The sequence below is a fragment of the Streptomyces sp. NPDC048481 genome, assembly GCF_043200075.1.
Classification (GTDB): domain Bacteria; phylum Actinomycetota; class Actinomycetes; order Streptomycetales; family Streptomycetaceae; genus Streptomyces.
In genome coordinates this window covers 44,334-69,163 of sequence record NZ_JBICXC010000015.1, presented here as the reverse complement: position 1 = coordinate 69,163, position 24,830 = coordinate 44,334, and the positions used below count along the sequence as shown (strand labels likewise).

The following is a 24,830-nucleotide window of genomic DNA, read 5'->3' as shown; positions in this document are numbered from 1 at the left end:
CCTTTCTCTTGCCGTGTCGGGCGGGCAGGTCAGCCGACGGGCCACTGGGCGACACGGCTCCTGGGCGGTTCCGGGGTGTCGTGCTGGACACGGCCGTTGCGGATGGTGCCGCGCCAGGCGCCGCCCTCCTGGCCGAGCCCTTCGATGAAGTGCTTGAAGCCGACGAGTTCTCCGCGCACCAGCCGGGCGGCCAGCTCCGTGACCCTGGGGGAGCGGGCGAGGACCTTCACGGCGCCGTGCGGCCGCAGGAGCAGCCGGACGGTGATCGCGGTGCCCCCGGACTCCGTGGGCCGGAACTCGATCTCGCCCTCATGGGTGGGATGCTGCTCGAGGCCCCGCCAGGCGAGGTAGGCGTCGGGGTCCTGTTCCACGATCTCGACCGGGAAACGATGGCGCACCGGGCCGTAGCCGATGGTCCACGCGGTGACGGTGGGCCTGACCTGCTCGACGTCGCGCACCACAGCCGAGAAGCGCGGAAACGTCTTGAACTGCGTCCACTGGTTGTAGGCCGTACGGACCGGCACCGCGACCTCGACCGTCTCCTCGACGTGCCGCTCGCGCAGCGGACGGCGGCGCATGAAGCCGTCGCCGCCGGTGCGCCCGTCGTCCTCTTCTTGCGCCATCATGGTCCTTCTTCCGGTGAGAAGGCCGGGCATCCGGACGCCGGGCCTCCCCTGATGGTTCAGGGCACCACTTCCGGTTCCCCGATCCCGGGTTTCGAGTCCCCGACCGCACCCCCGACCCTGTGCATGGGCCCGAAGGCATGTCCACCGGGCTTCTTCCGGCACCCGGCGGCCACCTCCAGCTTCACCCCTGACCCCGGCCACCCGCCACTCACCGCACCTCGGCGACCCCGCCGGCCCGGCCCGGGTGTGAGCTGCCGCCGCTACTACTCCGGCGACACACCCTGACCGCAGGCCCGGCCACGGCACCGGTCGCCGGTCCTCGGACTGCGCGGCCGCGGCTTCGGCACGGCCTGCACCGCGCACAGTCCCCCCGGAGCCGATCAGCGTCCGGTCATCGCCAAGCCGTGGCCGATGGCGGCATGCCGGGCAGATGTCGTGCGCCTGGCCCGCTGAGCCCAACGTGAAGAGCGTTTGCGGGAGCGTGGGACGCGTTTTCGGCCGCACCGATGAGTTCTGTGCGGATCCGCAGTCCACGTCCTGTATCCACCGCCGGCGGTGGGCCCGTGCTGGGTACGTTTCAGCGCGGGAGGAAGCACGTGGAGGCAGCGATGGGCGTCAACGAATCCGAGCAGGAGCGCACGGTCCGGACGGGTGAGCAGGGGACGCGGGTGAGGGGACCCAGGGTGTTGGTGGCGGGGGCGAGCATCGCGGGTCCCGCGCTGGCCCACTGGCTGCGCCGGCGCGGGGCCGAGGTGACCGTGGTGGAGCGGGCTTCCGAGCTGCGTCCCGGCGGGCAGGCGGTGGACGCGCGCGGGGTCGCCAAGGAGGTCATCGGGCGTATGGGGCTGGACGCGGTGGTCCGCGCGGCGTGCACCGACACCGCCGGCGCGCACACCGTGGACGCGGACGGGCAGGTGCTGGAGACCTTCCGCGCCGACGACAACGGTGGCGACGGGTTCATCGCGGACATCGAGATCCTGCGCGGGGACCTGTCCCAGGTGCTCTACGACGACACCCGCGACGGCGTCGAGTACATCTTCGGGGACCGAATCGCCGGGCTCGTCCAGGACGCGGACGGGGTCGACGTGGTCTTCGCCGGCGGCGACCGGCGGCGCTTCGACCTGGTGGTGGGGGCCGACGGGGTGCACTCGGAGCTGCGGGCGATGGTCTTCGGGCCGCATGAGCGGTTCCTCCGCCGCCTCGGGCACGTGCTGGCTTTCTACAGTGTGCCCAACGAGTTCGGGCTGGACCGCTGGCTGCTCGAGTACCAGGACCAGGAGTCCGGGCGCTCAGCCCTCCTGCGACCCATCCAGGACGCCACCCGGGCGATGGCCATGTTCTACTTCGCCTCGGCCGACTTCGACGTCGACTACCGTGACGTCGGGGCTCAAAAGCGCCTGCTGCGTGAGCGGATGGCGGGCCTGGGATGGCTGACCCCGGACATCCTCGCGCACCTGGACGACACCCCGGACTTCTACCTCGACCCGGTCGCCCAGGTGGTGATGGACCGCTGGTCGACAGGGCGGGTGGGGCTGCTCGGGGACGCGGCGTTCAGCTCCTCGCCGATGTCCGGGCAGGGCACCGGGCTGGCACTGGTCGGCGCCTACCTGCTGGCCGGAGAGCTGGCCGCCGCCCAGTGGGACCCCGACACCGGGTTCGCCCGCTACGAGGCGCGGATGCGCTCGTTCGTCGAGGCCAACCAGGAGATCGGCCGATTGAACGCCCGCAGCCGCGACGTCCCAGGGCCAGACGCCGAGCCGCGCCCCGATTTCGCCGGCGAATGGTTCACCGAGCTGGTCGGGCGCGCGATCAACGGCATCGAGCTGCCCGACTACGCGGGGGCGCCGGACTGCGCAGCCCCGGCCGGACCGCCGATCACCTCGTCAGCCAGGCCGTAGGTGTTCAGGGTGCGTTCGGCTGCCAGGCCATGTTCCGATGAGGCGGTGGCGACGCGGAAAGCCGGCATGATCGGGGTACAACCTGGGATCGTCATGGCGGTCGCCGAAGGCTGCGAACGTGGCGGGAGCCGGTCGTCGAACGCTCACGGGTCGAGGTATGCGCAGGTCGCGGTGTGCTGCCGGGAGGAAGCCGAGAGGGCTCGCGCCGGACATCCGCGCGTCCCGCCTGAGTGCCTGGGCAGGGCCACACCGTGGGAGTCGGGTCCTGGGTCGGGCAGGAGAGCGGCGTACCGGTGTCAGGAGTCGGCGGGGGAGACATGGCGAGTCAACTCGGTGGCCAGGCGTCGCATGACCGTGTGGTTGGCACGCCGCATCGTGGTCCGTACGACAGGGGCCAACAGCCGTTCGACGAGCGGGGCTTGGACCCAGGTGTACGTGAACGAGACGTGGCTCCCTCCGGTTCGCAGCGGTTCGATGCTGTAGGTGCCGTGGGCCAGGCGCCGGCCGGCCGCGCTGACGTTGCGTTCGACGATGCGCCGCGGCACGTGGGCCTCGACGACCTCGATGGTGACATCGGTCCTCGTGCCGCCTAACGAGGCGGTGACCGTTGCGCACGATCCGATGCCGCGGCTGGGGCCGCTGAAGCGCCAGTTGGTCAGGTAGTGGTTGGTGAACCGCTCATGGTGAGCCATGACATCGAGGAAGCCGTAGACCTGCTCGGGTGTCTGAGGTACGTCGATCGACACGGTGACAGACTTCATGTACCACACGGTACATCCAGCATGTACCAATCGGTACACTCATGTTGTGGCGAACATGGAGGGCTCGCACCCCGAGAGCGAGGCCAGGCAAGGCAAGTACGAGGTCCGGCGCGCGCAACTGGTCGACGCGGCTGTCGACCACGTCGCGGCACACGGCATCACGGACCTGAGCCTGCGCCGCCTGGGCGCTGCGATCGGCATCAGTCACCGCATGCTGATCCACTACTTCGGCTCCAAGGAACAGTTGCTCGTCGAGGTCGTCCGTGCGTCGGAGCGACGCCAGCGCGATCTGCTGTCCCGACTCCGTCTGGAGCCCGGTCTCTCACCCGCCGACGTCGCGCGGCTGCTATGGCAGCAGCTGGCGGACCCTCAGCTGGCCGGTCAGGAGCGGCTCTTCTTCGAAATCTTCGGGCACGCGTTGCGGGGCCGCCCCGAGGCCGTCCCGGCCCTGGAAGGGCTTGTGGCGGACTGGCTGGAGCCGCTCGTGGCCGCCGAGGTCGGAGCAGGGGCGGATCCCGCCGCGGCCCGGAACCGCGCCAGGCTGGGACTCGCCACTGTCCGCGGTCTGTTGCTCGACCTGCTCGCCACCGGTGACCGTGTCGGCGTTGACGCGGCGATGGAGGAGTTCCTCCGGCTGTACTACGGCTCGGAGTGACGAAATCGTCGATCGGGCCAAGCGGTTGGGCAAGGCGTGACACCATCCGCAAGCAGGATTCGCTCTTTGCCGGCCGCGGCTACGACCACGACATCTGCCGCCTCCGGGTCCGCGGCATCGTGCCCGCGCTCGCCCGCTGCCGCACTCTGCACGGCACCGGGCCGGGTGCCTACCGCTCGATAAGCGAGCGAAGTATTGCGTGGCTGCACGGCTTGCGACGACTGCGCATCCGAGAGGAACGGCGAGCCGACATCCACGAAGCGTTCTGCAAACTCGCCTGCTGCCTCATCACCGACCGGCAACTCGGCTCGTCGTGTGAGCCGTTGCAAGGGGCCTTCGTGCTGACGGTGGGCGCAGCAGCGCTCGTGGTGCTGACCCGGGACGTGGATACGGTGCGGTCGGGGCGGGTCCCCGAATCGTCCGGCATGGCTGTGCGGGGCGTCGCTCCGCGCGGCAGGCTGGAGCGTCATGGTCTTCCCCGAGTTACTGCGGCTGGACGAGACGCGTGATCTGCTCCGCCGAGTGCTGCGTCAGGTGGCCTGGAGGGCGGGTCGGCGGTGGGGAGGCGGATTGCGTGGTGCGGGGGGATCGCCGTCCGCATCCCCCCCGCAGGACTGACCGCGCTTTCGCACCTCCTGCGGGCCGCCCGCCGTACCAGGACTACGCCCGCGTACGTGAAAGAACATCACCCGCCCGGGTGCCGTTCAACGGCCGGGCCGGACTGCCGTGGTGGAGCGACCACGGGGCCGACCATGAACCTCCGGCGGTGCTCACCCGGGCTGCCGCCGAACGGCCCGTACGTGTCCAGCTCCCCGCCCATCACGACCCCGGGGCCGACCGTGACGGGGCGCAGGCGGACACCGACCAGCGCGATCTCCGCACCGGCCGGTGCGCCGTCGACGACCCTGGCGGGAACCTGGGTACTCCGTTATGGGGTCGAGTAGGGGTCTTGGCTGATCAGGTGGCTCTTCAGCCCCTCTCCGACGCCGGGTTCCGGGGTGCCCGCCCAGTCCTTGATGAGCACGCCGCCACTGCTGCAGCCCCAGGGGTTCCAGGTCCACGCGAGGTAACTCATGGTGTGCGCGTCGGCCCAGTCCGCCAACTGCTGCATGTAGTCGAAGCCGCAGTTGTCCTGGCCGAACTCTCCGATGACGACCGGCACGTGCTGGGCGAGCGGCGCGACTTGGCTGTCCCAGCAGGACACCGTCGCACAGGCGTTGAAGCTGTACGCATGCCATGACGCGGCGATGTTGTTCAACGGGTCGTTCGGCATGTGCGTCAGCCACTCGCGCATGTCGTTGGCCCACTCAAGGCCACCCAGCATGAGGACGTTGGTCGCGCCGGTGGCCCGGACCGCGTCGACCAGGTCCTGCATGCCGGCCGTCTCGTACGGGAGGCCCGTGCAGGCGCCGCCGTCGCGCCAGCACTGCCAGCCGACGGTCTTGTCCCAGTCGGCGGCGATCTCAGGGTACGGCTCGTTGAACAGATCGAGGACGACGGCGTCATTGCCCTTGAAGGCGTTGGCGACACCGGTCCAGAACCGGGGGGCGTACTGCGCGTCCGGCATGGGTTTCTGGCAGGTCGCGGTGGCGTCCTTGCAGTGCCAGTCCGGCCCATTGGTATAGGCGCCCCGCGTCCAGTGCAGGTCGAGGATCGGGGTGATGCCATTGGCGACCAGCAGGTCGACGTAATCTTCGACGCCTTGCTGGTAGGCGGCCCCCTGGGGCGAGCCGTTGAGGCCGAGCCAGCATTCTTCGTTCAACGGCACACGTACCGCGTGGATGTTCCACGTCTTCATCGCGTCGACGGAAGCCTGGTCGACCGGGCCGCCGTCCCACAGCCCCTTGCCTTGAACACAAGCGTATTCACCGCTGGAGCGGTCCACGCCCAGCAGCCGGTACGGTCTGCCGCTCGCGGTGACGATCTTGTTGCCGGAAAGCTTCAGCTCCGGGGCCGGACCGCTGGGACCGCCGGTGGCAGTGGTGGTGGGGCTGGGAGTCGGGGATGTCACCGTGCCGGTACAGGTCACGCCGTTGAGCGCAACCGATGCGGGTTGCGGATTGGCGCCCTTCCACGCACCGTTGAACCCGATGGACGCCGACCCGCCCGTGTCCAGCGTCCCGTTCCAGTCGAGGTTGGTGGCGGACACGTGGGTTGCGGACTGTGCCCAGGTGGCACTCCAGCCGTTGGTGACCTTCTGGTCGGAGTCCGGGAAGTCGAACGTCGCGGTCCACCCTCGCACGGGGGAGCCGAGATTGGTGATGGCCAGGTCCGCGGTGAACCCTCCCGGCCATTGGCTCTGCACCTTGTAGGTGACCGAGCAGCCGGTGGCGGTTGCCGATGCGGGCAGGGTGGCGACGGCAAGGCCACCCAGGATCAGTGCACCGGCGGCGCCGGTGGCTATCAAGGTGTGACGACGTTTCACCTGATCTCCTTGTTGTGTAAGGGATCGATGAGCTCGATACCCATCTGATCGACGGAAGGGGTGAGCCAGGGCCCAGGCCGAGGGCCTGCAGTCGACCGGTCCACCGGGCGGTGCTGCGCGCCGTACGGATCAAGGAATCGACAACTGTCGCGCGGTCGGATCCTGTCGTCCCGGCACATTCCGTGCGGGCGTCAGCAGCCGATCGGTGAGGAGCCCAGGGCCACGTCGTCGAACCAAAGAGTGTCGTTCCCGGTGCCGTAGCTCTCCCAGCCCAGGCGCAGGCCGGTGGGACGGGGAGGGGTCCTGCGGGCGAGCCACTGCCCGTCGACGTTCTGGGTCGGCACCCCGTCCACGCGCAGCCCGGCGATCTCCTGGTCGTCGACCCAGGTGCGCATGGACTGGGCGGTTGTGTCGATCTGGTACCGCAGGCACAGCCACCGGCCGGTCGCCAGCGGGCTGCTGAGCGCCACACCCGCCGGGCTCTGTTCCGGCAGCGTCGCGTCGTCGCTCTCGCGGTTCCACTGCAGCGCGCCGTTCTGCCCGCCGACGCGCAGCGCCTTGCCGCCCTGTGAGGCGTCCGGCATGGACACGAAGGTGACGTGGTCGATGGGCAGGGCGGTGGTGTGCCGGACCCGCATCCGCACGTACACCACGGGCCCGACGGAGGACAGATCGCGGGTGGAGGCTGCGAAGACGTGGTTGCAGTAGCCGGCGCCGCCGTCGACGCGCAGCGACCTGGTGCCGCTGTAGGCGACGGACGTGTCGACGCTGACCTTCCCCGTTCCCTGGCAGTCGGGTGCCGTGGTCTGCCAGGCGCCCGAGGGCACGGTGCCGGTCTGGTCCTCGAAGTCGGAGCAGATCGTCGCCCCGGCCCCGGCGCATTCGGCCGGCGTCGTCGCCGTCGGCGTGGGCGTCGGTGTGGGCGTCGGCGTGGGAGTCGCGGTTCCGCCGCACGGAGCGCCGTTGAGGGCAAAGGCGGTGGGGGCGGGGTCGGCGGTGCGCCAGGTGCCCTGGAGGCCGAAGTCCACGGACCCGCCTGCGGCGAGCACGGCGTTGTGCGCGGCGTTCACGGCGGTCACCGCGCTGCCCGACTGGGTGGCCTGCGCGTTCCAGGCGGACGTGACCTGCTGGTCGCCGCCGTAGGCCCACTCCAGCCGCCAGCCGTTCAGGGCGGTGCCGAGATTCGTGACGCGGATCTGGGCGGTGAAACCGCCGGACCACTCGTTGGTGGTGTACGTGACCGTGCAGCCCGTCGCCGCGCCTTGTGCGCGCGACATCGCGATGGCGGGAAGGGCAACCGCCACCACGGTCAGAATCAAAGCCCACAGAGGGAGCCGGCGGCGGCGCACGCGTAATGAAGTCATGGCCATGATCACTCTCTCGCGGGAGTCAGGACGCGGTGCAGAGGAGTGTGCCGAGGTCTCGGTCGTCGCCGTTGAGCGTCATTCCCCAGGTCGTCGACGCACCCGGCGCCAGGGAGCCGTTGTAGGAGGCGTTGTGCACGGTGGTGGCCGGGCGGGACGGATCCACCACCGCGTTCCAGCGGTTCGCCACGGTCACACCGCCCGGCAGCGTGTGGTGCACCGACCAGCCGGTGACCGGCCGGGACCCGGAGTTGGTGACCGTGACGTCGGCCTGGTACCCGCCCTGCCATGAGCCGGTCAGCTTCCACTGCGCCGTGCAGGCGATGTCGCCGGAGGGGCTCGGCGCGGGAGTGGGAGACGGTGTCCCTCCAGAGGAGTCGGTGGTGTAGGGGACGGCGGTGTAGTCCTGCGAGCAGCCTCCCGCGCAGCGCGGCGGCAGCGAGAAGGAGTACACACGGCCGCCGCCCAGCCAGGCGTCGGCGGCGTCGCGGATGCGCACGGTGAAGTCGCTTCCACCGGAGGCCGTCGCGCCGATGACATAGGACTGCCCCATGTCGCTGTTCATGGTGGCGTCGGTCCAGGTGCCGTTCGCCAGGTACTGGATGCCGTGGACGCCGTTGGGCAAATGGGAGACGGCGATGGCGGGCCAGTACCGCTGGGCTCCCCTGAGAAAGCCGATACGGATGTCGCCGCTGTAGTCCGGGGCCGGGACGAAGGTCCAGGAGACATGACGGTTGTTCCAGCGGTCCGGGTACATCGCCCCCACGGGGGTGCCGCCGATCCGGAAGCGGTTGAGGGAGTCGGTCGCCAGATCGAGGTGGTTCGGGTCGTCCCGGCACCAGGCGTTGGAATCGGCACAGCTGTCCGCGACGAGCATGGTCAGGGTGGCCCCGTTGTACTTGTCGGCCGCCCAGGAGCCGTTGCGGCAGAAGGGCTGGCCAGGGGCGCCGTCGTTGGTGCCGGCGCAGTAGTCCCCGATGGTGACCTTGACCCAGCGGCCGCAGTTGCGGCCGTTGTCGAAGGCCCCCTTGATCGGCTCCCTCGACTCCGGCACCGGACGCGGGTAGGAGCCCGAGTAGTCGCCGGGTGTGTTGAACACGTTGAGCGCCACGAAGTCCTGGCTGTCCAGTTCGCGCTGCGGCAGACCACAGCCGCCGTAGGGGCTCCCGAGCCCGTCGAAGTGGGTCGCGTTGCCCAAGACCTCAGTGGCGGCGGCGCTCGCCACGGGCGCCCGGGCGGCCGCGGCCATGACCGGTAGCGCGGCACAGCAGAGCGCTGCCAGCAACACGGCAATGCGATTCCGGGCGGGCGAGCGGTGGATCGAAAGAAGCTGCATGGGGGGATCCGCCTTCTTCGTGACGGGGCGCCGTGACGTTCGTGGGGAACTCCTCTCGGAGTGAGGGGAGTGAGCGCTGGAGGACCCTCACTGTGGGAGCGCTCCCACATCCTCCGTATCCGGGACTGTAGAAGAGGGCCATGACCCTGACAAGGGGTCGCGTTCCCGCCGGATTTTTCGCCGTGCCCTGGCTGGGGCGCGTGCCCGGCCCGACACGAGGGGCTTCTCGCAGGGCGCGCAGGACACGGCGCAGGCCGATGCCGGACGGCTCATGGAACGAGCGGTCGTGGGGGAGTGGCTGACCGGGCGGGGTGGCCCCGGCGACGCGAGCCGCCTCGCGGAAAGATCGGGCGCTGTCGGTGAGGTCCGTGACCTCGCCACCCGCACTCACGATCGCTTCCGGGGCCAGCCCCCGTACCGCTTCGGACAGGCGCTCCACAAAGGGACGCCAGGGCTGGCCGATACGCAGAGCCGGAGCACCGGCGGCGGGTGGGGTCGCGGTCGCCGATCAGCAGGTCGAGCGTCACCTCGGCGCCGAATCGCGAAGCGCCGATGCCGAGCCGGGTGTCACCAGGTGTGGCCGTGGCCGAGTTGGGTGAGGGCCAGGTCGAGCATGTCGACGAAGAAGTCCGCGGCGGCGATGTCGATGCACAGCGGTGGCTTGATCTTCAGGATGTTGAGATGGTCGCCGGTGGGTTGGACGATGACCCCGAGGTCGAGCATGCGGTCGCAGAGTTCGGCGGTCTCTTCGGTGGCGGGTTCCAGGTCGGTGCGGTCCCGGACGAGTTCGAGACCGAGGTAGAGGCCCGAGCCGTGGACGGCGCCGATGATGCCGTAGCGGTCGGCCAGGGTCTCGAGCCGGCGCTTCAGATGGCCGCCGACGCGCACCGCGTTGCCCTGGAGGTCCTCGTCGCACAGGGTGTCCAGGACGGTGAGGCCCACGACGCTGGAGACCGGGCTGCCACCGGTGGAGGAGAAGAAGTAGCCCTGGTCCCGGTACCGGTCCGCGACCGACTTGGACGTGATGACCGCGCCGAGGGGGTGTCCGTTGCCCATGGCCTTGGCGACACAGACGATGTCAGGGATGACCCGCTGCTGCTCGAAGCCCCAGAACCAGTGTCCCAGGCGGCCGTAGCCCACTTGGACCTCGTCGGCGACGGCGAGGCCGCCGTGACGGCGGACGGCCGCGTACACCTGGGCGAGATAGTCGTCGGGGAGGGCGACGCCTCCGGCGTTGCCGTAGTAGGTCTCGGCGATGAACGCTCCTGCCGGGCGGCCGGAAGCGGCCAGTTCGTTGATCACCCCGACGGCCTCGGGTCCGTAGCGCCCGGCGTCCGTCCCGCGGTGCCGGCCTCGGTAGGAGTTGGGCGAGTCCACGGTGTGGACCCAGCTCGGGCGGGTGGCGAGGGCGTTCGGGTTGTCCTGGAGCGAGGTGGAGACCGCGTCGGATGCGTACGTCCAGCCGTGGTACGCCTCGCGCAGGGCGACGACATCGTGCTGCCCTGAGGCCCCGATGGCCAGCCGCATGCCCAGGTCCACCGCCTCGGAACCGGAGTTGACCAGGAACACCGTGTCCAGGGGCTCGGGAAGCAGTCCGGCGAGACGTTCGGTGAACTCCACCACCGAGGCATAGTGGAATCGCGAGTTGGTGTTGAGCCGTCGCAGCTGCCGGGAGACCGCCTGCTCGACCCGGGGATGGGCGTGGCCCAACGGGGTGACGTTGTTGACGATGTCGAGGTACGAGCGGCCGTCGGTGGACAGGAGATGGTGGCGCCAGCCTCGTTCGATATGGGGAGGGTCGGCGTAGTAGTGCTCCTGTACGGTCGCGAACGCGGCGTCGCGCCGGTCGAGCAGGTTCCTCTCGCGCGTGAGGTCGGCGTCGACCGGGAGGCCGAGGAGCGGGGCGGGGTCGGCGGTGAGCGCGAGCCAGCCGGCGGCGTACTCGGGACGGACCAGGCGCGGGGCGGCGGGGCCGTCGGCGTCACGCAACGCGACGTGGAGCGAGGCGCCGGAGCCGAGCTGGACGATGTCCTCGCCCGCCTGCACCGCCGCACCTGTGCTGACCACGGGCTGGATCGCGCGGGGGAAGGACAGCGACAGCGCCTGCGCGCCGTAGGTGAGGTCCACGCGGCCCGGCGCCGCGGCGAGGACCCTGCCCGCGGCGGGCGCCTGCACCACGGCATCCCGGCCGAGCCAGAGGTCGATTCCGGTGGGCACCGTGGCGGTGGAGACCGCCGACAGTGCCGGTGTCCGAGTGAGCCGCGCGCGGGCGTACCGGGTGGCGGCCGCGGCTGCCCCGTCCGCGAGCGCGGCGGCCGCCAGCCTGTCCTCGGTCCCGGCGTCCATCCAGGCGCCGTGGTCCATGGAATCGGCGTCGGTGGACAGGTCGAGGAGGGTGATGTCACCGGCGGGGAGGTCCCGCAGAAGAGGGCGCACCGGCGTATCGGCCTGCCCGGTCCGGGCAGGCTCGTCGTCGGCCATGCCGGTCACGCCCCTGACGAGGCGGATCATCACCGGCAGAGGCAGCCAGGTGGCCTGTTCGAATATGCGCCACTCGCGGTCGAGTGCGGCCTTCGCGTAGGCGTTGTCCTCGTCGACGGCAGCCTGCTGCCTCCCGCTGGCGACCAGCACGGACGCGCGCAGGACCACGAGCGGCCACAACGCCTCCGCCTCCTCCGGGGAGAGCGGCCGAACGGCGTGGAAGGCGCGGACGGCCGGCAGCACGTGGTGAGGCTCGACGCCGTCGTGGTGGAGCAGTGAGGACAGTGTCACGGCAAGTTCGCCGACGGCCCAGCTCGTGGTGACGTCACCGAAGTCGATGACCCCGTCCGGCATGGGCGGACGGGTGTCGGGACGGCGGATCAGATTGTCGTCGGTGAGGTCCAGGTGCACGGCCTGCGACGGCAGCGCGGCGGCGAGCTTCTGGACGTGTGCCCAGGCCTCGGAGGTCGCGGCCTGTACGGCGGTGCGCCGGTCGTGCTCGTCGATGTGCCCGGCGAGCTTGGCGACGACGCGATCGGCGTGCCGCGGGTCCCACTGGAGCACGCGGTCAAGGCCCGGGTGCCGGAAGTCGCGCAGAGCGGTGCTGACGTTTCCGGCGATCGTGCCCATGGCCGCCACCGTGGTCGGTGACAGGTGCCGGGGTCCCGAGAGTGCGCCGCCGGGCAGGTAGCGCAGCAGTCGCGCGACGGCCGGACCGGCCTCGGTGTCCACCGTCGCGCGACGCGGGGAGCCGTCAGGGCGGCGCAGGACGGTGGCGATGCGCAGTTCCGGGCGAGCCGAGGCGATCAGGTCGGCTGCCGCGTCCTGGGCTTCGATCTCCACAGTGCTGAAGGCAGGGTTGGCGATCTTCAGAATCGCCGCGGGCATCTCATCGTCGGCGTGCAGCAGGAAGTTGGCGTCCTGCTGGCTGCCCAGCGACTGCGCGCGAGCAGTGATGCCGAGGTGTTCGGCAGCGATGAGCTCAGCCTCGGCCGGCGCCACGCGGGGTACGGGAAGGGCGTCCTCGGTGAAGAAGTCGATCGTGCGGTACTCGTCGGGCAGCATGCAGGGTTCCTCGGCTGGTGCGGCAGACAGGGCTGGGACGCTCGGATGCCTCAGTCGACATGCCACAGGAAGCGGTGAGTGTGAATCCCGAAGTAGGGGAAGTTCGCCACAGATGCGACACCCTCGATGGGCCGCACGACGTCGTTGATGAAGTCCAGAAGATCTCGAGGCTGAGCGCACACCACCTCCGCGAACAGGTCGAAGCCCCCGGACGTCAGGACCGTGTACACCACTTCGTCGTGCCGGGCCAGCTCATCGGCGACCGCCCGGGGATCGCCGTCGATGCGCAGGCCCAGCAGTGCCATCGTCTGCTGGCCCATGGTCATCGGATCGGTCACTCCGACGACCTGGACCGCGTTCGTGTCGATCAGCCGCTGCAGCCGGAGCCTCGCGGCCGAGGGTGACAATCCCACCTTCGGCCCCAGATCGGCGTAAGGGATCCGGCCGTCGACCTGCAATTCCCGCAGGATGGCCCGGTCGATCTCGTCCACGAAACACCTCTCTCGCCTGCCTGAACGGCAGCCGTTGCGCTTGCTTCAAGCACGATGCCGGATTGCTGTGCTCGATTCAAGCGTGAAGACGATCGAATCGAGCGAAGGTGCAGACGAGTCAGGCGCGGATGCTGTCGGGGGACCGTCGGGGTGATCTCGCAGGGTTCTGACGGTATGGATGCCCGGGCTGGTTTCTCCCGTCGTCGGCGTTGAACTCGCCGTAGGCGCGGACCCGGCGGGAGAGGAGGAGGGGGCGGTGCCGCCGTTGACGGATCTGGCGGCGGTGATGCTCGCTGCGCGCTCCACCACGACAGAACCACTGGGATGGGGCTGCATGATCGTGTCACGAGCTCTACGGCACCGCATGTGACGGGCGGCGGCGTATCAGGTGACCGAGATGATCGCTCGGGTGACGGTCGTGATCGCCGGGGTGGGGCGGCCGGGGAGCCGCGCCACGAGGACTCGGCGGATCTCGGGGGGTGCGCCTTCTACGTGCAGCAGGCTCACGCCGGGCGGCAGCACCGGCGAGAGCCGCCAGGGCACCGTTGTCACCCCGAAGCCGGCAGCGACCAGTTGAAGCTTCGTCAGCCAGTCGCGTGCGCAGTGGACGATGTCCGGCCGCCCGGGCAGGCCAGGCCAGACGCCGAGCAAGGGCTCGGCGTTCGACGCCGGGGCAGCAATCCAGGGGGCGCCGACCAGTTCGTCGACGTGCACCGCGGTGCGGCCGGTGAACGCTCCGGTCGAAGGCGCCGCCACGACCAGTTCGGTGTCCGCAACGGTCTCGACGTGCAGGCGCGGCGACTCGCTGTCCAAAGGCCGGTGGGGCGGTCGGGACGTCAGTACGGCGAGGTCGATCGAGCCCGCCCGCAGTGCCCGGATCAGGGAGGGCGTGGTGCCCTCGGTGGTCGTGACCGTGATCTGCGGGTCGGTAGCCGCGAGCCGGGTGAGTGCGAGGGGCAGGATGGCCGCGCCCGCGCTCAGGAACAGTCCGAGCCGCACCAGTTCGGTATGCGGGACGGTGCCGTTGAGGTCGCGTTCGGCCGCCGTCAGGCAGTCCAGGATCGTGCGGGCGTGGCGCAGCAGAGTCAGTCCCGCCGGGGTGAGCCGTACTCCGTCGGGGCGGCGTTCGAACAGGGCGGTGCCCGCACTTCGTTCGAGGGAGGCGGCCTGGCGCGAGACCGCCGACTGGGTGTAGCCGAGCCGGGTGGCCGCTGCGGTGAAGCTGCCGGACTCGGCGATCTGCCGCAGGACGCGTAGGCCTGTGCTGGAGATGTCCATGCGGGATACGCATACCACAGATGCCCGATCGTCGCTTCCCGCATGTCGCCCGGGTGCCTAGTGTCGACCCCGACGAACAAGGACGAACACGGAGGTCATCAGGTGCGAGCAGCAGTTCTGACGCAGTTCGGTGCCCCGCTGACGGTGCGGGAGGTTCCCGATCCCGAGGCCGGCGGCGGCGAGGTGCTGATCCAGGTTCTCGCCGCCTGTGTGGCCCCGTACGCGGCTGAGGTCTTCAGCGGTGAGCGGAACTACCCCCTGGTCCCTCCCGTCGTGCCTGGGATCGGCGGCGTGGGACGGGTCGTCCACGTAGGTTCGGACGCCACCCGGCTGCGCCGCGGCGACCTGGTGTGGTGCGACGCGACGGTGCGCTCGCGGGACGACGCCCTGACGCCCGACATCACGCTTCAGGGCTGGAGTTCCCGCGGCGAGGGCGGCGCGCGCCTTGCCCGGTACCTGCACGACGGGTCGTTCGCCGAGCTCATGCGGGTCCCTACGGAGAACGTCTTTCCGCTTCCCGCAGCGGCGGGGGACGACCCTGCCCGCTGGGCCGCGCTCGCCGTGCACGTCATCCCTTACGGCGGGCTGCTGGCCGGCGGGCTCGCAGCCGGTGAGACGCTGCTCGTCAGCGGGGCCACCGGCAACCTCGGAAGCAGTGCGGTCGCGGTCGCGCTCGCCATGGGGGCGGGCCGCGTGGTCGCCCCGGGCCGCAACCGGGCCACGCTCGACCTCCTCGCCGACCGGTTCGGTCCGCGTCTGCGTCCGGTTCAGCTCACCGGAGATGAGGCCGGCGACCGTACGGCGATGTCCACGGCGGCTGACGGCCCGATCGACATGGTGATCGACCTGCTGCCGCCGAGCGCACCCAGCTCGGTAACGCGCACGGCAGCCATGACCGTGCGTGAATACGGCCGCGTCGTTCTCATGGGCGGCATCGGCATGCTCGGTGGCGACGATCTCGCCCTCCCGTACCCATGGATCATGCGCAACTCGATCACCGTGCGCGGCCAGTGGATGTACCCGCGTACAGCGAACGTCGGCATCATCCGGCTCCTCGCCTCGGGCACCCTGGACCTCGCCGGCGAACGGGTCCGGTCGTTCGGCCTCCACGCCGTCAACGACGCCGTCGCGTACGCCGCTTCCCATAGTGGCCCGTTCGACCGCACTGCCCTCATACCGCCGGCTCGCTGACGATCACTTACGGGGCCGCCGCGCGGCGCGCCGGATCGAGCGACGGCGCACCCCGCCGCGTCAGTCCTCCTCGTCGTCCCCGAAGGAGAAGTAGACCCTCAGCCCGTAGGGCTCCTCCTCACCGTGAAAGACCTTCCACGAGGTGTCGATCACGTTGATCTCCACACTGTCGTAGCCCGCGAGCCATCGGGCGGCCTTTGCGAAGGGCTCCGTCGGATTGTCGCTGGTGAACAGCATCGACGCCATCGGCTGGACCGGGTCGACATCCCAATCCAGGTCGCTGGGAACGAGCAGACAGGTATCCGGGTCGTGCTTCATGCGTACCTCTTCTGTGCGCGGTGCCGACGTCGCTACCCAGGACGCAGGCAGGCGGAAGGGGGTTGCCCAGAAACAGGAGACTCCGGTATGTGATGCGGTCGGCTGTCTATCCCCTGATTCGGACCTGACATGACGGCGGCGGGAGCACGTGAGCACGATCCCCGCACCGCTCGGCGCCGCCGGCACCAGGTCGATGGCCTGGGGGAGGTCCGCGAACGGGGCGCAGGTCGCCCGTTCGCCAATGACCGTCTTGATCCACGCGTCGGCTGCCGCCGCCGATGCCGGTGCGCATCTGGTCGAGCGGGCGGCCATCCGGCCTGCTCAGCGGACTGCCTCCCCGTGGCCGCGCGCACGGGCGTGGGGACTCCCGGGTGGAGGGACGGACTGGCCGGGCAGCGAACCACCGCAGCCGGCTGCCCCCGCCGCACGGCGGAGGCAGCCGGTGGACGAGGGCTGACGGCCGACGGCTGACGGCCGAGGGCCGACGGCACCGGCGGACCCGCCGGTCAGGCTCATCTCACCGGCGTTCGGCCGAGGTCAGGAGCTGCGTCGCCGCGAGTTGCGCGTACAGCTCGTCCTTGGCCACCAGTTCCTCGTGGGTGCCGACCGCGCGGACCTTGCCGGCGTCCATGACGACGATGCGGTCGGCGTCCGTGACCGTCGACAGCCGGTGGGCCACCACCAGCACGGTCGTCTCGGTTGCCGTCTCGGCGATGACGTCCCTCAGTGCCAGCTCGTTGACGGCGTCGAGCTGCGAAGTCGCCTCGTCCAGGAGCAGCAGCCGGGGCCTGCGCAGCAGCGCGCGGGCGATCGCGACGCGCTGACGCTCGCCGCCGGACAGTTTCGTGCCGCGGTGCCCGACCGGGGTGTCCACGCCATGGGGGAGACGCTCGACGAGGGCGTCGAGCCCGGTCCGGGCGAGGACCTCGCGAATGTCGTCGTCGGTCGCGCCGGGCGCGGCGAAGACCAGGTTCTCACGCAGCGTGCCGGCCAGCACCGGGGCGTCCTGCTCGACGTACCCGATGACGGAACGCAGCTCGGACAGCGGCCACTTCGTCACGTTCTTGCCGTCGACCAGGACACGGCCGCCGGTCGCCTCGTAGAACCGCTCGACGAGCGCGAAGACCGTCGATTTGCCCGCGCCCGAGGGGCCGACGAACGCCGTCATCCCGCCCCCCGGCACCTCGAAGTCCACCCGCCGGTGGATGTCCGGCAACCCGGGCCCGTACCGGAAGGACACCTCCTCGAAGCGCACCGACGCCGCCCGCGGCCGCGCCGCCTCGGTCGCCGCGGGCCGCACCGGCCGGTGCCGGTCCTGCGGCTCCGTCGCCAGGCCGTCCACCTGCGCGATCCGCGCGATGGCGGCCGCGCCCTCCTGATAGTGGGACGCCGCCTCGACCAATTGGTACACCGGCTCCATCAGGAAGAAGAGGTACAGCAGGAACGCGATCAGGGTGGACACGGGCATGTCCCCGGACGCCACCCGCGCCCCGCCCACGGCGAGACACGCGAGGAACGCCAGCTCGACGGCGAGGTTGTCCGCCGAACCCAGCACGGCCTCCCACTTCGCGCTGCGCACCCCGTGACGCCACGCCCTGCGCGCCGCCGCCTCGACGCGAGCGGTCTCCCGCTGCTCGGCGCCGGACGCCTTCACCGTACGGAACGCGCCGAAGACCCGCTCCAGGCCCGTGGACATCTCCCCGACAGCCGCTTGCGCACGCTCGGCGGCCTGCCCGATCTTCGGCATCACCAGCACGGCACCCACACCGACGACCGCGACCACGCCGAGCGTGACGCCCAGCAGGACGGCATCGAGGAACGCCATCACCACGACCGCCGCGACCAGTGTCACCGCCCCCGTCGCCGCGGAGACCACCGCCTGGGTGCTGACCGCCCGCAACAGCGTGGTGTCGGAGGTCACCCGGGACATCAGGTCGCCCGGCTGCATCCGGTCCACCTCCGCGAGGCGCAGCCGCAGCAACCGTCTGATGAGGCTTTGACGGGCGGCGAGCACCACCGACTCCGCCGTCCGTTCCAGCACATAGGCGCCGAAGGCCTCGGCCACCATGCTCAGCAGGACCAGAACGGTCATGGCCAGCAGGATGGTGCCGATCGTGCCACCGGACGAGAGCCGGTCGACCAGCGCCTTCGTGGCCAGGGGCTGGAGCAGCCCGCCGGCAGCACCCGCCAGCGCCAACAGCAGGCCGAGTACGACGGCCCGCCGGTGCGGGCGGACATACCCGTACAGCGCCTTGAGCGTCTCGCTGATGCGCAGAGAGTCGGCACCCGTCGCCTCCGGGGCGGATGCGGTGTTCACAGAATTCCTTTCCTATGTGGTCGGCTGCGCAGTGCGTCAGCGGGTGCGGTCACCGGTCGGCGCGGGGGCCTGTCATCGCGGAGTTCAGGGCGTACTGACAGCCAGGCAGAAAGGGTCGGCTTGGGGGGCGCACCCCACGAACGCGGAATGGTCGAACCCCCCAGGGACCCTCCCCTTGGGCGGATGTGCTCGCCGATCACCTGCTCACTGGACCAGTGAGGCCGCCTGCGTGGCGACGATGTGCGCCCCTGGCTCGTAGAGGTCAGGACGGACGACGAACAGGACACCGGCGCCCGCCGCCAGCGTCAGGCCGAGAAATTCCAGCAACCCGCCTCTGCCAGGTGTGACATCACGGCCTGCGTCGATGTCGGCCGACGTCCTGTGGGTGGTCTCGGGCCCTTTGTCACGGACGTGCTGTGTCATGCCTCCAGCCTGGGTGCCCGGCCGCTCTCCGCACATCCGGCGACTGTCGGGTGCACCCCCGCCGAGTGGCTGGAGAAGACCAGCCTGGGGTAGGAGCCGTCGGGGCCGCCAGGCGCGTCAACTCCGCTTGGCGATGACTTGTGACTCCGGCTCGTCAGTCCCCGGGGAGCCAGGGCCGCTGGCAGCCGAGGGAGGCGGGCCGGTCAGGGACCGGGCGATGACCACCGAGCCGCCGCCGTGGAGCAGCACGCTGCCGAGCACCGTCAGGGTCATGGCGTACAGGGCCGTCTTGACCCGGCCCGACCGTTCCCCGCTTCCCATCTGCAGCCCTCGCACGTCCTGTTCGATCGCCACTACTCCCGGTCGCCGGAACCGCACGGCTGTCCGCGTCCCGCGCCCGTCCCAGCACCGGTGTGTCCGCGCAGGTCACAGCCGTGCCGGCGTCCCGGCGTCCCGATCTCCGCCGGACGCGACCACCACGGGACGTCCGCTGCCAGCATCACTCGGGCCGGGAGGGCTCCCGGCCACTCACCAGCAAGAGGGGGAACACCAGATGGAAAAGAGGACGCTCCTGCGGGGTCTGACCCTCGCCGTGGCAGCGGTCCTGCCCCTGTACGGGCAAACGGCCACGCAGTCGGCACAGGCCGCGGCCACCGCGGCCGCGGTCTGCGGGCACACGAGCGCACAGCCCACGCTGCAGCAGGGATCGACGGGGGACGCGACGGTCGAGGCGCAGTGCGAACTCGACCTCGCGACGAAGCCGAGCCGGTACACGCCGATCGCGGCCGACGGCACGTTCGGTGCGGCGACGGAGACACGCGTCAGGGAGTTCCAGCGGTGCGCCGGACTGAGCGCGGACGGCGTGCTCGGCCCGAACACCTGGGCCGCGCTCAACACCTGGGCCGCCCAGCCGCACACCTGCGCGACCCAGGGCACGGCGGGCACGGCGCAGGCGACCGTGTGCGGCCACACCGACTCGCGCCCGACCCTGAAGAAGGGGGCGAAGAGCGACGAGGTCAAGGAGGTGCAGTGCCGGCTGAACCTCGCCATGGAGCCGTACCACTATGCGCCGCTGACGATCGACGGCGACTTCGGCGGCGGCACCGAGGAGCGGGTCATCGAGCTCCAGCACTGCGCCAACCTCAGCGCCGACGGCACGGTGGGCCCCAACACGTGGGCGAAGCTGGTCGACTGGTCCAGCCGTAACACGTACTGCACCCCGCCCCGCCCGGCCGGGCACCCGATCGACGGGCTGGACACCGCCAAGTACCAGCACCCGGGCGGTGCGCCGATCGACTGGAAGGCCGTCCGTGCCTCGGGCGTCGAGTTCGCGACGGTCAAGGCCACCCGGGGCATGAACGTCACCGACGAGTACCTCGCCACCGACCTGGAGGCGGCCCGGGCGGCGGGGCTGGCCGTCGCGCCGTACCACTTCTACACGGGCTCGGCAGCCGACACGGGTGCCGCGCAGGCCGACCGGTTCATCGCCGCCGTGCGGGCGACCGGCTACACCGGCAAGCGCGCGGGCGACCTGCCTCCCATCTTCGACCTGGAGCGCATGGACGACGGCAGCGGACGCTGTCCCACCTACGGCACGGTGGCCGACGCCAAGGCCTGGCTGGACCGGGTCGAGAACGCTTTCGGCCGCGTTCCGATGATCTACACCCAGAAGTCCTTCCTGGACGACTGCATGGGGTCGACCACCGCCTTCGCCCGGTATCCGCTGCAACTCGCGGACTACCGCCAGTCGATCACCCAGCCTCCGCTGCCGAACGGCTCGACGACCTGGGCGATGTGGCAGTACACGGACGCCGCGCTCTTCCCCGGCCTGCGGGCGCCGGCGACCGGGGACGTGTTCAACGGCACCCAGGCCGACCTCGACCGGCTGGCCAACCGGTGATCCCGGCCGTGGCCGTCACCGTACCGAGGAGGAACACCATGACCGACCGCCTCTCCCGCGCGGCTCTCGTCGCCCTGCTCGCCGTCCTGGGCTTCACCGCCCCGGCGCCCGCCTCGGCAGCCACCGCGGTCACCGCCGCCACGAGCTGCTACGGCGGAGCGGTCACGGTCCACTACGGGGAGGTCCGCGACTTCGGCCCCTACGTGACCACGAGCCGCTGCACGGACATCAACATGCGGATGACCGGCGGCGACGCCGACTTCGGCTGGGCCTGCGTGCAGTTCGCGAGGGCCAGTGGCTGCAACTACTGGACCAAGATCGGCCGGAGCTGGACGACCATCGCCACCGACGTCCTGAACGGAACGAAGTTCACCGTGCCCAACGGCGTGGACCTGGAGGGCAGTTCCGCCACCTTCCAGATCGCCTTCTGACGTCTCACCCACATCACGAACGGAGACCACCATGATCAAGACCCGGGCGCTCGCCTCGGCTCTCGTCACCGTGGCCGCACTGCTGGCAGCGGGTGCCGCGCCCGCCGCCGCACAGTCCTCGGCCGCGGCGACCAGCTGCTACGGCGGCGCCAAGAACCTCAACTACCGCTACCAGGTGGGGCCGAAGGACTTCGGACCGTTCACCACGTCCTCACGGTGCGGTGACATCAACATGCGCCTCACCACGGACAACGGCGCGTTCCTCTACGCCTGTGTGGTGTTCGTCGAGCACACCGACAAGTGCAACCACGACAACACGTACTCCCTGCACGGCACCCCGTGGGCGACGGTCGCCACCGACGTCAAGGACGGCACCCGCTTCGTCCTGCGCGTCGGCCCCTACGACACCGACGCGCAGAACGTGAACTTCCAGCTCGCCTACTGATCACCTTCCGCACTTCGCGCGCGCACCGTTCCGACTGTTCCGACCGTTCCGAAAGGACGACGATGACCTTCCTCTTCCGTTCCGCCGAAGGGCGCTCCGCCGCAAGCCGCCCGCTCGACCGCCGCAGCATGCTGCGCGGCACGCTGGCCGCCGGCGCCGGCCTGGCGATCGGCCCCCTGTTCCTCTCCGGTACCGCGCAGGCCTATTCGTGGTCGCGCACCATGAAGCAGGGCGACAACGGCGCCGACGTGCTCGAGCTGCAGATCCGGGTCTCCGGCTGGGCGGCCGACAGCGCGAGCCACACCCGGGTCGGCCTCGACGGCGACTTCGGCCCCGGCACGCTCGCGGCCGTCAAGCGGTTCCAGGCCGCGTACGGCCTGGACAACGACGGGGTCGCCGGCCCCAACACCCAGGCGAAGCTCAACGCGCTCGAGCAGTCGGACGGCTCCACGGCCCACTTCAACTGGAGCGAGTTCGTGGACCAGTCGAGCGGCACCTTCAACGGCGGCAAGCTGAGCGCGGCGCAGACCAAGGAGAACGCCCGCCGCTGCATGTACAAGCTGGAGGCGTTGCGCAAGAAGCTCGGGGACAAGCCGATCACGGTCAACTCGGGCTTCCGCAGCATCGCGCACAACGCCGACATCGGCGGGGCCAGCGACAGCATGCACCTGTACGGCACTGCCGCCGACCTCGACGTGCCCGGCGTCGCCACCAAGACCGTCTACCAGAAGGCGGAGACCTGCGGGTTCTCCGGCCTGGAGCGGTACACCGTCGACCACCAGCACGTCGACAGCCGGGCCGACCTGGGCCGCGACTGGTGGTGGGAGAGCGGCACGATCTGACGCGGTCGCGGCCCGGCCGCGACCGTGTACCCCGGGTACCGCGGCGGCGGTACCCGGGGCTGCACGCCTCAGCCCTTCGGCTTGTCCTTCAGCGCCGCCTCGCAGGAGGGCCAGTCGTGGAAGTCGTGCTGCGCACTCCACAGGCGGTGGGCCGCCTTGATGTTCCACTCCGGGTCGAACGCCCGCAGCGGGGTGCCGCCGAGCTCGCGCAGGCGGCCGTCGGAGATCTGGAAGACGCCCCAGTTGCGGCTGCCGTTGGTGTTGGGCAGGACCCACAACGGGTCCAGGAAGGACGCGCAGCGGGCGACGGCCACCGCGGACGCGGGATCCTCGGTGAACACCTGACGGATCCGCTCCGCCACCCTGGCCGGCGACCAGGTCGACATGCTCACCCTCCGGGCGTAGAGCGCCTTCTTGGTGTCCTCGTCGACCACGTTGCTGGCAGGCAGTCGCGCCAGCACCTGGAAGGCGGTCAGCCTGCGCAGGGTCTCCGGCCCGAAGTCCCCATCGACGGCGAGCCGGCCCTTCGCCGCCACCAGCAGGGTCTGGACCTCGCGCACGCACTCGTCGTGCTGGCCCATGCTCACCGTCTTGCACGCGGGGGAGTACAGCAGCCCGTCGTCCGCCGCCGGTGACCCGTCGGCGGAACGACCGCCGGGCAGCCACACGAAGCCGGCCACCAGCAGCACCGCGACCACGGCCGCCAGGACCGCGAAGCGGGGGGAGAGGTTCTCGGGCATCCGGGACCGCCCGGGCCGCCCCGTCGTACCGAGCTCTACCTCCAGCGGGACGACGTCGTCCGCCCCCGTGTCCGGCGCCGCGTGCGGTGCGCCGTGCCTGGACCCGGTCTCGGCACCTTCGGCCGCAGCCGTGGTTGCCACCGGCCCGGCCTCCGGGCTCCCGTCGGCGTCCCATTGCGCCACCGTCTCCGCTGCGGCCTCGCGATCTGCCGCGAGGCTCTCCTTGGCGGTCCCGGTGGCTGCGTCCCTGTCGGTGTCCGCCAGTGCCCAGAGCCGGTGAAGTTCGCGGAGCTCCTCCGCACTGGCACCGCACACCTTGGCGAAGGAGTGCACGACCCGGTAGTCCGTCGGAACACCGAGCCCCGAGCAGTACCGATGCAGACTGGAACCACTGACGCCCGCCTCCTTGCCGAGGCGGTCGTACCCCCGGCCGCTGCGCTCCTTCAGCATGCGAAGACAGGCGGCGAACTTATCGGTATGCGGAGAGGCAACCACTCTTCCACCCTTGCTCAAGCCTCTACTGACGGGTAGAAGCTACACCGGCCGTCCGAGCGCGTGCGCCCTTTCATGCACGCAATACGATCGCCAATAGCCCTTCTCTCAGCGCGGTTTGAAACAATGTCAAACTTTCCTTCGGTCCGAGGGTCTCCTTGGGGTCTTCGCGGTGATGTGACTCCAGGCTCGCCCCCCGGGCTCCCGCGTCTCGGCCGGCTTTCCCGGTCCGTGCGATGCTCGCGCGCACCCGCTCATCCGGCCGCGCGGCCGACGCCCCCGGGCGGGCATGCTGGAGGGCCCTTCACCGTTTCCCCGGAGCTCGGGCCGGACGGCCGCCCGGCTCTGGGCATGGTCGACGCCGGCCCTGTGAGCTTCCTCCAGATCACCACCCGCCTGGACCTGCCGGACGCGGCCAAGGACCCCCTGGCGGGCCGGCTGCCGCACCCGCAGCGGCCACCCGCCACTGTCCGTGCCGCCACGGTGGCCGTGACCAGGGTCGCTGTCGAGACACGACCCCCGGACGGCGTCTGGGCCAGTGTGGCCGAAGGCGTCAGCTCGGGCGTTCCCCGTGGAACACGGCGCTGGCGGCAACCCTCGGCGCGGAACAGGGGTGCGAGTCTCAGGCGTGCCCGGCGTCCAGCCCCAAGACGAGGCGCAGGGTGTCGGTGAGCACCGCGGTGGAGACCGACGGGTCGGCCACCCGCTGCACCCCGAGTCCGATGCCGAGGCTCAGCAGCATCGTCGCCGCCCGATCGGCAGGCACGGTCAGCCGCACGCCCGCTTCGTCGGCCAGCGCTTCGAGGAGCTGGGCCAGCATCTCGCGGATCATCCCTACCCTGCCCGTCATCTCGCCCCGCAGCTCGTCGTCGTGACGCGCCCGGACAAGGAACTCGACTTCGAACGTCGTCCACGCCAGGTCGCCGATGTGGGTCTCGCTCCAGGCCGTGAACGCGGCGAGACGGCTGTCCACCGCACCGTCGCCCATCACGGAGTCGGTGAGCAGTGCGAGCTGCTCGGCGCGGATGTCGTCGAGGACGGCGAGGCAGAGGCGGTCCTTGTTGCGGAAGTTGGAGTACACCGCGCCTTTGGAATAGCCGGCCGTCTCCGCGACGTCGCTGAGCGAGGTGGCCGCGTACCCCTTGCTCAGCAACAGCGTGCGTGCGGTCGCGACGAGCCGCTCACGCGTGAGCTCCTGACTCTCGACGCGGCTGAGACGGGCCATGTGCTGTGTCCTTCTCCCGTTGGGTCCGTCCTGTGCGGCTTTCCAGGAAGCCTCCAGTTGGTCTACCGATCGTATCTCCGACGCGCCCTGTCCTCACGTTTCGAATACCGCTAGTATCCGGATCTC

Annotated in this window: 21 protein-coding genes and 1 pseudogene; 8 read left to right on the top strand and 14 right to left on the bottom strand. The window is 70.5% G+C overall.

Going from position 1 to position 24,830, the window contains the following annotated elements; all coding sequences use genetic code 11:
- Positions 1-29: 29 nt before the first annotated feature.
- Positions 30-626 (bottom strand): SRPBCC family protein, encoded by a 597-nt coding sequence (locus tag ACGFSH_RS32365; protein ID WP_393354778.1) that lies wholly within the window; start codon positions 624-626, stop codon positions 30-32.
- Positions 627-1,234: 608 nt separating this feature from the next.
- On the opposite strand from ACGFSH_RS32365, the gene ACGFSH_RS32360 reads away from it, so the two are divergent.
- Complete coding sequence (locus tag ACGFSH_RS32360) at positions 1,235-2,524, top strand: FAD-dependent monooxygenase (protein ID WP_393354776.1); 1,290 nt, start codon at positions 1,235-1,237, stop codon at positions 2,522-2,524.
- A gap of 296 nt (positions 2,525-2,820) precedes the next feature.
- Here ACGFSH_RS32360 and ACGFSH_RS32355 read toward each other — a convergent pair whose 3' ends face one another.
- A complete protein-coding gene (locus tag ACGFSH_RS32355; protein ID WP_393354774.1) occupies positions 2,821-3,285 on the bottom strand; it encodes an SRPBCC family protein in 465 nt (154 codons plus the stop codon).
- Positions 3,286-3,340: 55 nt separating this feature from the next.
- On the opposite strand from ACGFSH_RS32355, the gene ACGFSH_RS32350 reads away from it, so the two are divergent.
- Positions 3,341-3,940 carry a TetR/AcrR family transcriptional regulator gene (locus ACGFSH_RS32350; protein WP_393354904.1) on the top strand — a complete coding sequence of 200 codons (600 nt, stop codon included), beginning with the start codon at positions 3,341-3,343 and terminating at the stop codon, positions 3,938-3,940.
- Between the two features lie 68 nt (positions 3,941-4,008).
- A pseudogene (locus tag ACGFSH_RS32345) lies at positions 4,009-4,230 on the top strand (IS5/IS1182 family transposase); the annotation flags it as partial.
- A 638-nt stretch (positions 4,231-4,868) separates the two neighbouring features.
- On the opposite strand, the gene ACGFSH_RS32340 reads toward ACGFSH_RS32345, so the two are convergent.
- The 6 genes from ACGFSH_RS32340 to ACGFSH_RS32315 all read right to left on the bottom strand — a co-directional run bounded on the left by ACGFSH_RS32340 (position 4,869) and on the right by ACGFSH_RS32315 (position 14,380).
- Positions 4,869-6,365: a cellulase family glycosylhydrolase gene (locus tag ACGFSH_RS32340; protein ID WP_393354772.1), complete on the bottom strand. Its 1,497-nt coding sequence runs from the start codon at positions 6,363-6,365 to the stop codon at positions 4,869-4,871.
- A 191-nt stretch (positions 6,366-6,556) separates the two neighbouring features.
- On the bottom strand, positions 6,557-7,729 hold the full coding sequence (locus ACGFSH_RS32335) for a cellulose-binding domain-containing protein (protein ID WP_393354770.1): 1,173 nt from the start codon (positions 7,727-7,729) through the stop codon (positions 6,557-6,559).
- Positions 7,730-7,754: 25 nt separating this feature from the next.
- A complete protein-coding gene (locus tag ACGFSH_RS32330) occupies positions 7,755-8,927 on the bottom strand; it encodes a cellulose binding domain-containing protein (protein ID WP_393354768.1) in 1,173 nt (390 codons plus the stop codon).
- Between the two features lie 705 nt (positions 8,928-9,632).
- Complete coding sequence (locus tag ACGFSH_RS32325) at positions 9,633-12,611, bottom strand: aminotransferase (RefSeq protein WP_393354766.1); 2,979 nt, start codon at positions 12,609-12,611, stop codon at positions 9,633-9,635.
- Positions 12,612-12,661: 50 nt separating this feature from the next.
- Entirely contained in the window at positions 12,662-13,102 is a 441-nt protein-coding gene (locus tag ACGFSH_RS32320) for an Lrp/AsnC family transcriptional regulator (RefSeq protein WP_393354764.1), read from the bottom strand.
- A gap of 384 nt (positions 13,103-13,486) precedes the next feature.
- Positions 13,487-14,380: a LysR family transcriptional regulator gene (locus tag ACGFSH_RS32315; protein WP_393354762.1), complete on the bottom strand. Its 894-nt coding sequence runs from the start codon at positions 14,378-14,380 to the stop codon at positions 13,487-13,489.
- 102 nt (positions 14,381-14,482) lie between these two features.
- Here ACGFSH_RS32315 and ACGFSH_RS32310 point away from each other — a divergent pair, with 102 nt between their 5' ends.
- Positions 14,483-15,571, top strand: coding sequence for an alcohol dehydrogenase catalytic domain-containing protein (locus tag ACGFSH_RS32310; RefSeq protein WP_393354902.1), 1,089 nt, complete (start codon positions 14,483-14,485; stop codon positions 15,569-15,571).
- 60 nt (positions 15,572-15,631) lie between these two features.
- On the opposite strand, the gene ACGFSH_RS32305 is transcribed toward ACGFSH_RS32310, so the two are convergent.
- From ACGFSH_RS32305 to ACGFSH_RS32290, 4 genes are all read right to left on the bottom strand, one after another.
- Positions 15,632-15,889, bottom strand: a complete 258-nt coding sequence (locus ACGFSH_RS32305) for a hypothetical protein (RefSeq protein WP_393354760.1) — start codon at positions 15,887-15,889, stop codon at positions 15,632-15,634.
- A 517-nt stretch (positions 15,890-16,406) separates the two neighbouring features.
- Positions 16,407-18,206 (bottom strand): ABC transporter ATP-binding protein, encoded by a 1,800-nt coding sequence (locus ACGFSH_RS32300; protein WP_393354758.1) that lies wholly within the window; start codon positions 18,204-18,206, stop codon positions 16,407-16,409.
- 204 nt (positions 18,207-18,410) lie between these two features.
- Complete coding sequence (locus tag ACGFSH_RS32295; protein ID WP_393354756.1) at positions 18,411-18,629, bottom strand: hypothetical protein; 219 nt, start codon at positions 18,627-18,629, stop codon at positions 18,411-18,413.
- Positions 18,630-18,746: 117 nt separating this feature from the next.
- The gene (locus ACGFSH_RS32290) at positions 18,747-18,983 is read right to left on the bottom strand and encodes a hypothetical protein (RefSeq protein WP_393354754.1); all 237 of its coding nucleotides are present in this window, start codon (positions 18,981-18,983) and stop codon (positions 18,747-18,749) included.
- 199 nt (positions 18,984-19,182) lie between these two features.
- Here ACGFSH_RS32290 and ACGFSH_RS32285 point away from each other — a divergent pair, with 199 nt between their 5' ends.
- The 4 genes from ACGFSH_RS32285 to ACGFSH_RS32270 all read left to right on the top strand — a co-directional run bounded on the left by ACGFSH_RS32285 (position 19,183) and on the right by ACGFSH_RS32270 (position 22,247).
- Positions 19,183-20,529, top strand: a complete 1,347-nt coding sequence (locus tag ACGFSH_RS32285) for a GH25 family lysozyme (RefSeq protein WP_393354752.1) — start codon at positions 19,183-19,185, stop codon at positions 20,527-20,529.
- Positions 20,530-20,567: 38 nt separating this feature from the next.
- The gene (locus ACGFSH_RS32280) at positions 20,568-20,960 is read left to right on the top strand and encodes a hypothetical protein (RefSeq protein WP_393354750.1); all 393 of its coding nucleotides are present in this window, start codon (positions 20,568-20,570) and stop codon (positions 20,958-20,960) included.
- 31 nt (positions 20,961-20,991) lie between these two features.
- Complete coding sequence (locus tag ACGFSH_RS32275; RefSeq protein ID WP_393354748.1) at positions 20,992-21,405, top strand: hypothetical protein; 414 nt, start codon at positions 20,992-20,994, stop codon at positions 21,403-21,405.
- A 62-nt stretch (positions 21,406-21,467) separates the two neighbouring features.
- Positions 21,468-22,247 (top strand): D-Ala-D-Ala carboxypeptidase family metallohydrolase, encoded by a 780-nt coding sequence (locus ACGFSH_RS32270; RefSeq protein ID WP_393354746.1) that lies wholly within the window; start codon positions 21,468-21,470, stop codon positions 22,245-22,247.
- A gap of 68 nt (positions 22,248-22,315) precedes the next feature.
- On the opposite strand, the gene ACGFSH_RS32265 is transcribed toward ACGFSH_RS32270, so the two are convergent.
- Complete coding sequence (locus tag ACGFSH_RS32265; protein ID WP_393354744.1) at positions 22,316-23,482, bottom strand: helix-turn-helix domain-containing protein; 1,167 nt, start codon at positions 23,480-23,482, stop codon at positions 22,316-22,318.
- Positions 23,483-24,101: 619 nt separating this feature from the next.
- Entirely contained in the window at positions 24,102-24,704 is a 603-nt protein-coding gene (locus ACGFSH_RS32260) for a TetR/AcrR family transcriptional regulator (protein WP_393354742.1), read from the bottom strand.
- Positions 24,705-24,830 lie beyond the last annotated feature (126 nt).

Bases quoted from the DNA above. Each gene is read 5' to 3' on its own strand.
- ACGFSH_RS32365 (WP_393354778.1), bottom strand. From the start codon at position 626: ATGATGGCGCAAGAAGAGGACGACGGGCGCACCGGCGGCGACGGCTTC.
- ACGFSH_RS32360 (WP_393354776.1), top strand. From the start codon at position 1,235: ATGGGCGTCAACGAATCCGAGCAGGAGCGCACGGTCCGGACGGGTGAG.
- ACGFSH_RS32355 (WP_393354774.1), bottom strand. From the start codon at position 3,285: ATGAAGTCTGTCACCGTGTCGATCGACGTACCTCAGACACCCGAGCAG.
- ACGFSH_RS32350 (WP_393354904.1), top strand. From the start codon at position 3,341: ATGGAGGGCTCGCACCCCGAGAGCGAGGCCAGGCAAGGCAAGTACGAG.
- ACGFSH_RS32335 (WP_393354770.1), bottom strand. From the start codon at position 7,729: ATGACTTCATTACGCGTGCGCCGCCGCCGGCTCCCTCTGTGGGCTTTG.
- ACGFSH_RS32325 (WP_393354766.1), bottom strand. From the start codon at position 12,611: ATGCTGCCCGACGAGTACCGCACGATCGACTTCTTCACCGAGGACGCC.
- ACGFSH_RS32315 (WP_393354762.1), bottom strand. From the start codon at position 14,380: ATGGACATCTCCAGCACAGGCCTACGCGTCCTGCGGCAGATCGCCGAG.
- ACGFSH_RS32305 (WP_393354760.1), bottom strand. From the start codon at position 15,889: ATGAAGCACGACCCGGATACCTGTCTGCTCGTTCCCAGCGACCTGGAT.
- ACGFSH_RS32295 (WP_393354756.1), bottom strand. From the start codon at position 18,629: ATGACACAGCACGTCCGTGACAAAGGGCCCGAGACCACCCACAGGACG.
- ACGFSH_RS32285 (WP_393354752.1), top strand. From the start codon at position 19,183: ATGGAAAAGAGGACGCTCCTGCGGGGTCTGACCCTCGCCGTGGCAGCG.
- ACGFSH_RS32280 (WP_393354750.1), top strand. From the start codon at position 20,568: ATGACCGACCGCCTCTCCCGCGCGGCTCTCGTCGCCCTGCTCGCCGTC.
- ACGFSH_RS32275 (WP_393354748.1), top strand. From the start codon at position 20,992: ATGATCAAGACCCGGGCGCTCGCCTCGGCTCTCGTCACCGTGGCCGCA.
- ACGFSH_RS32270 (WP_393354746.1), top strand. From the start codon at position 21,468: ATGACCTTCCTCTTCCGTTCCGCCGAAGGGCGCTCCGCCGCAAGCCGC.
- ACGFSH_RS32260 (WP_393354742.1), bottom strand. From the start codon at position 24,704: ATGGCCCGTCTCAGCCGCGTCGAGAGTCAGGAGCTCACGCGTGAGCGG.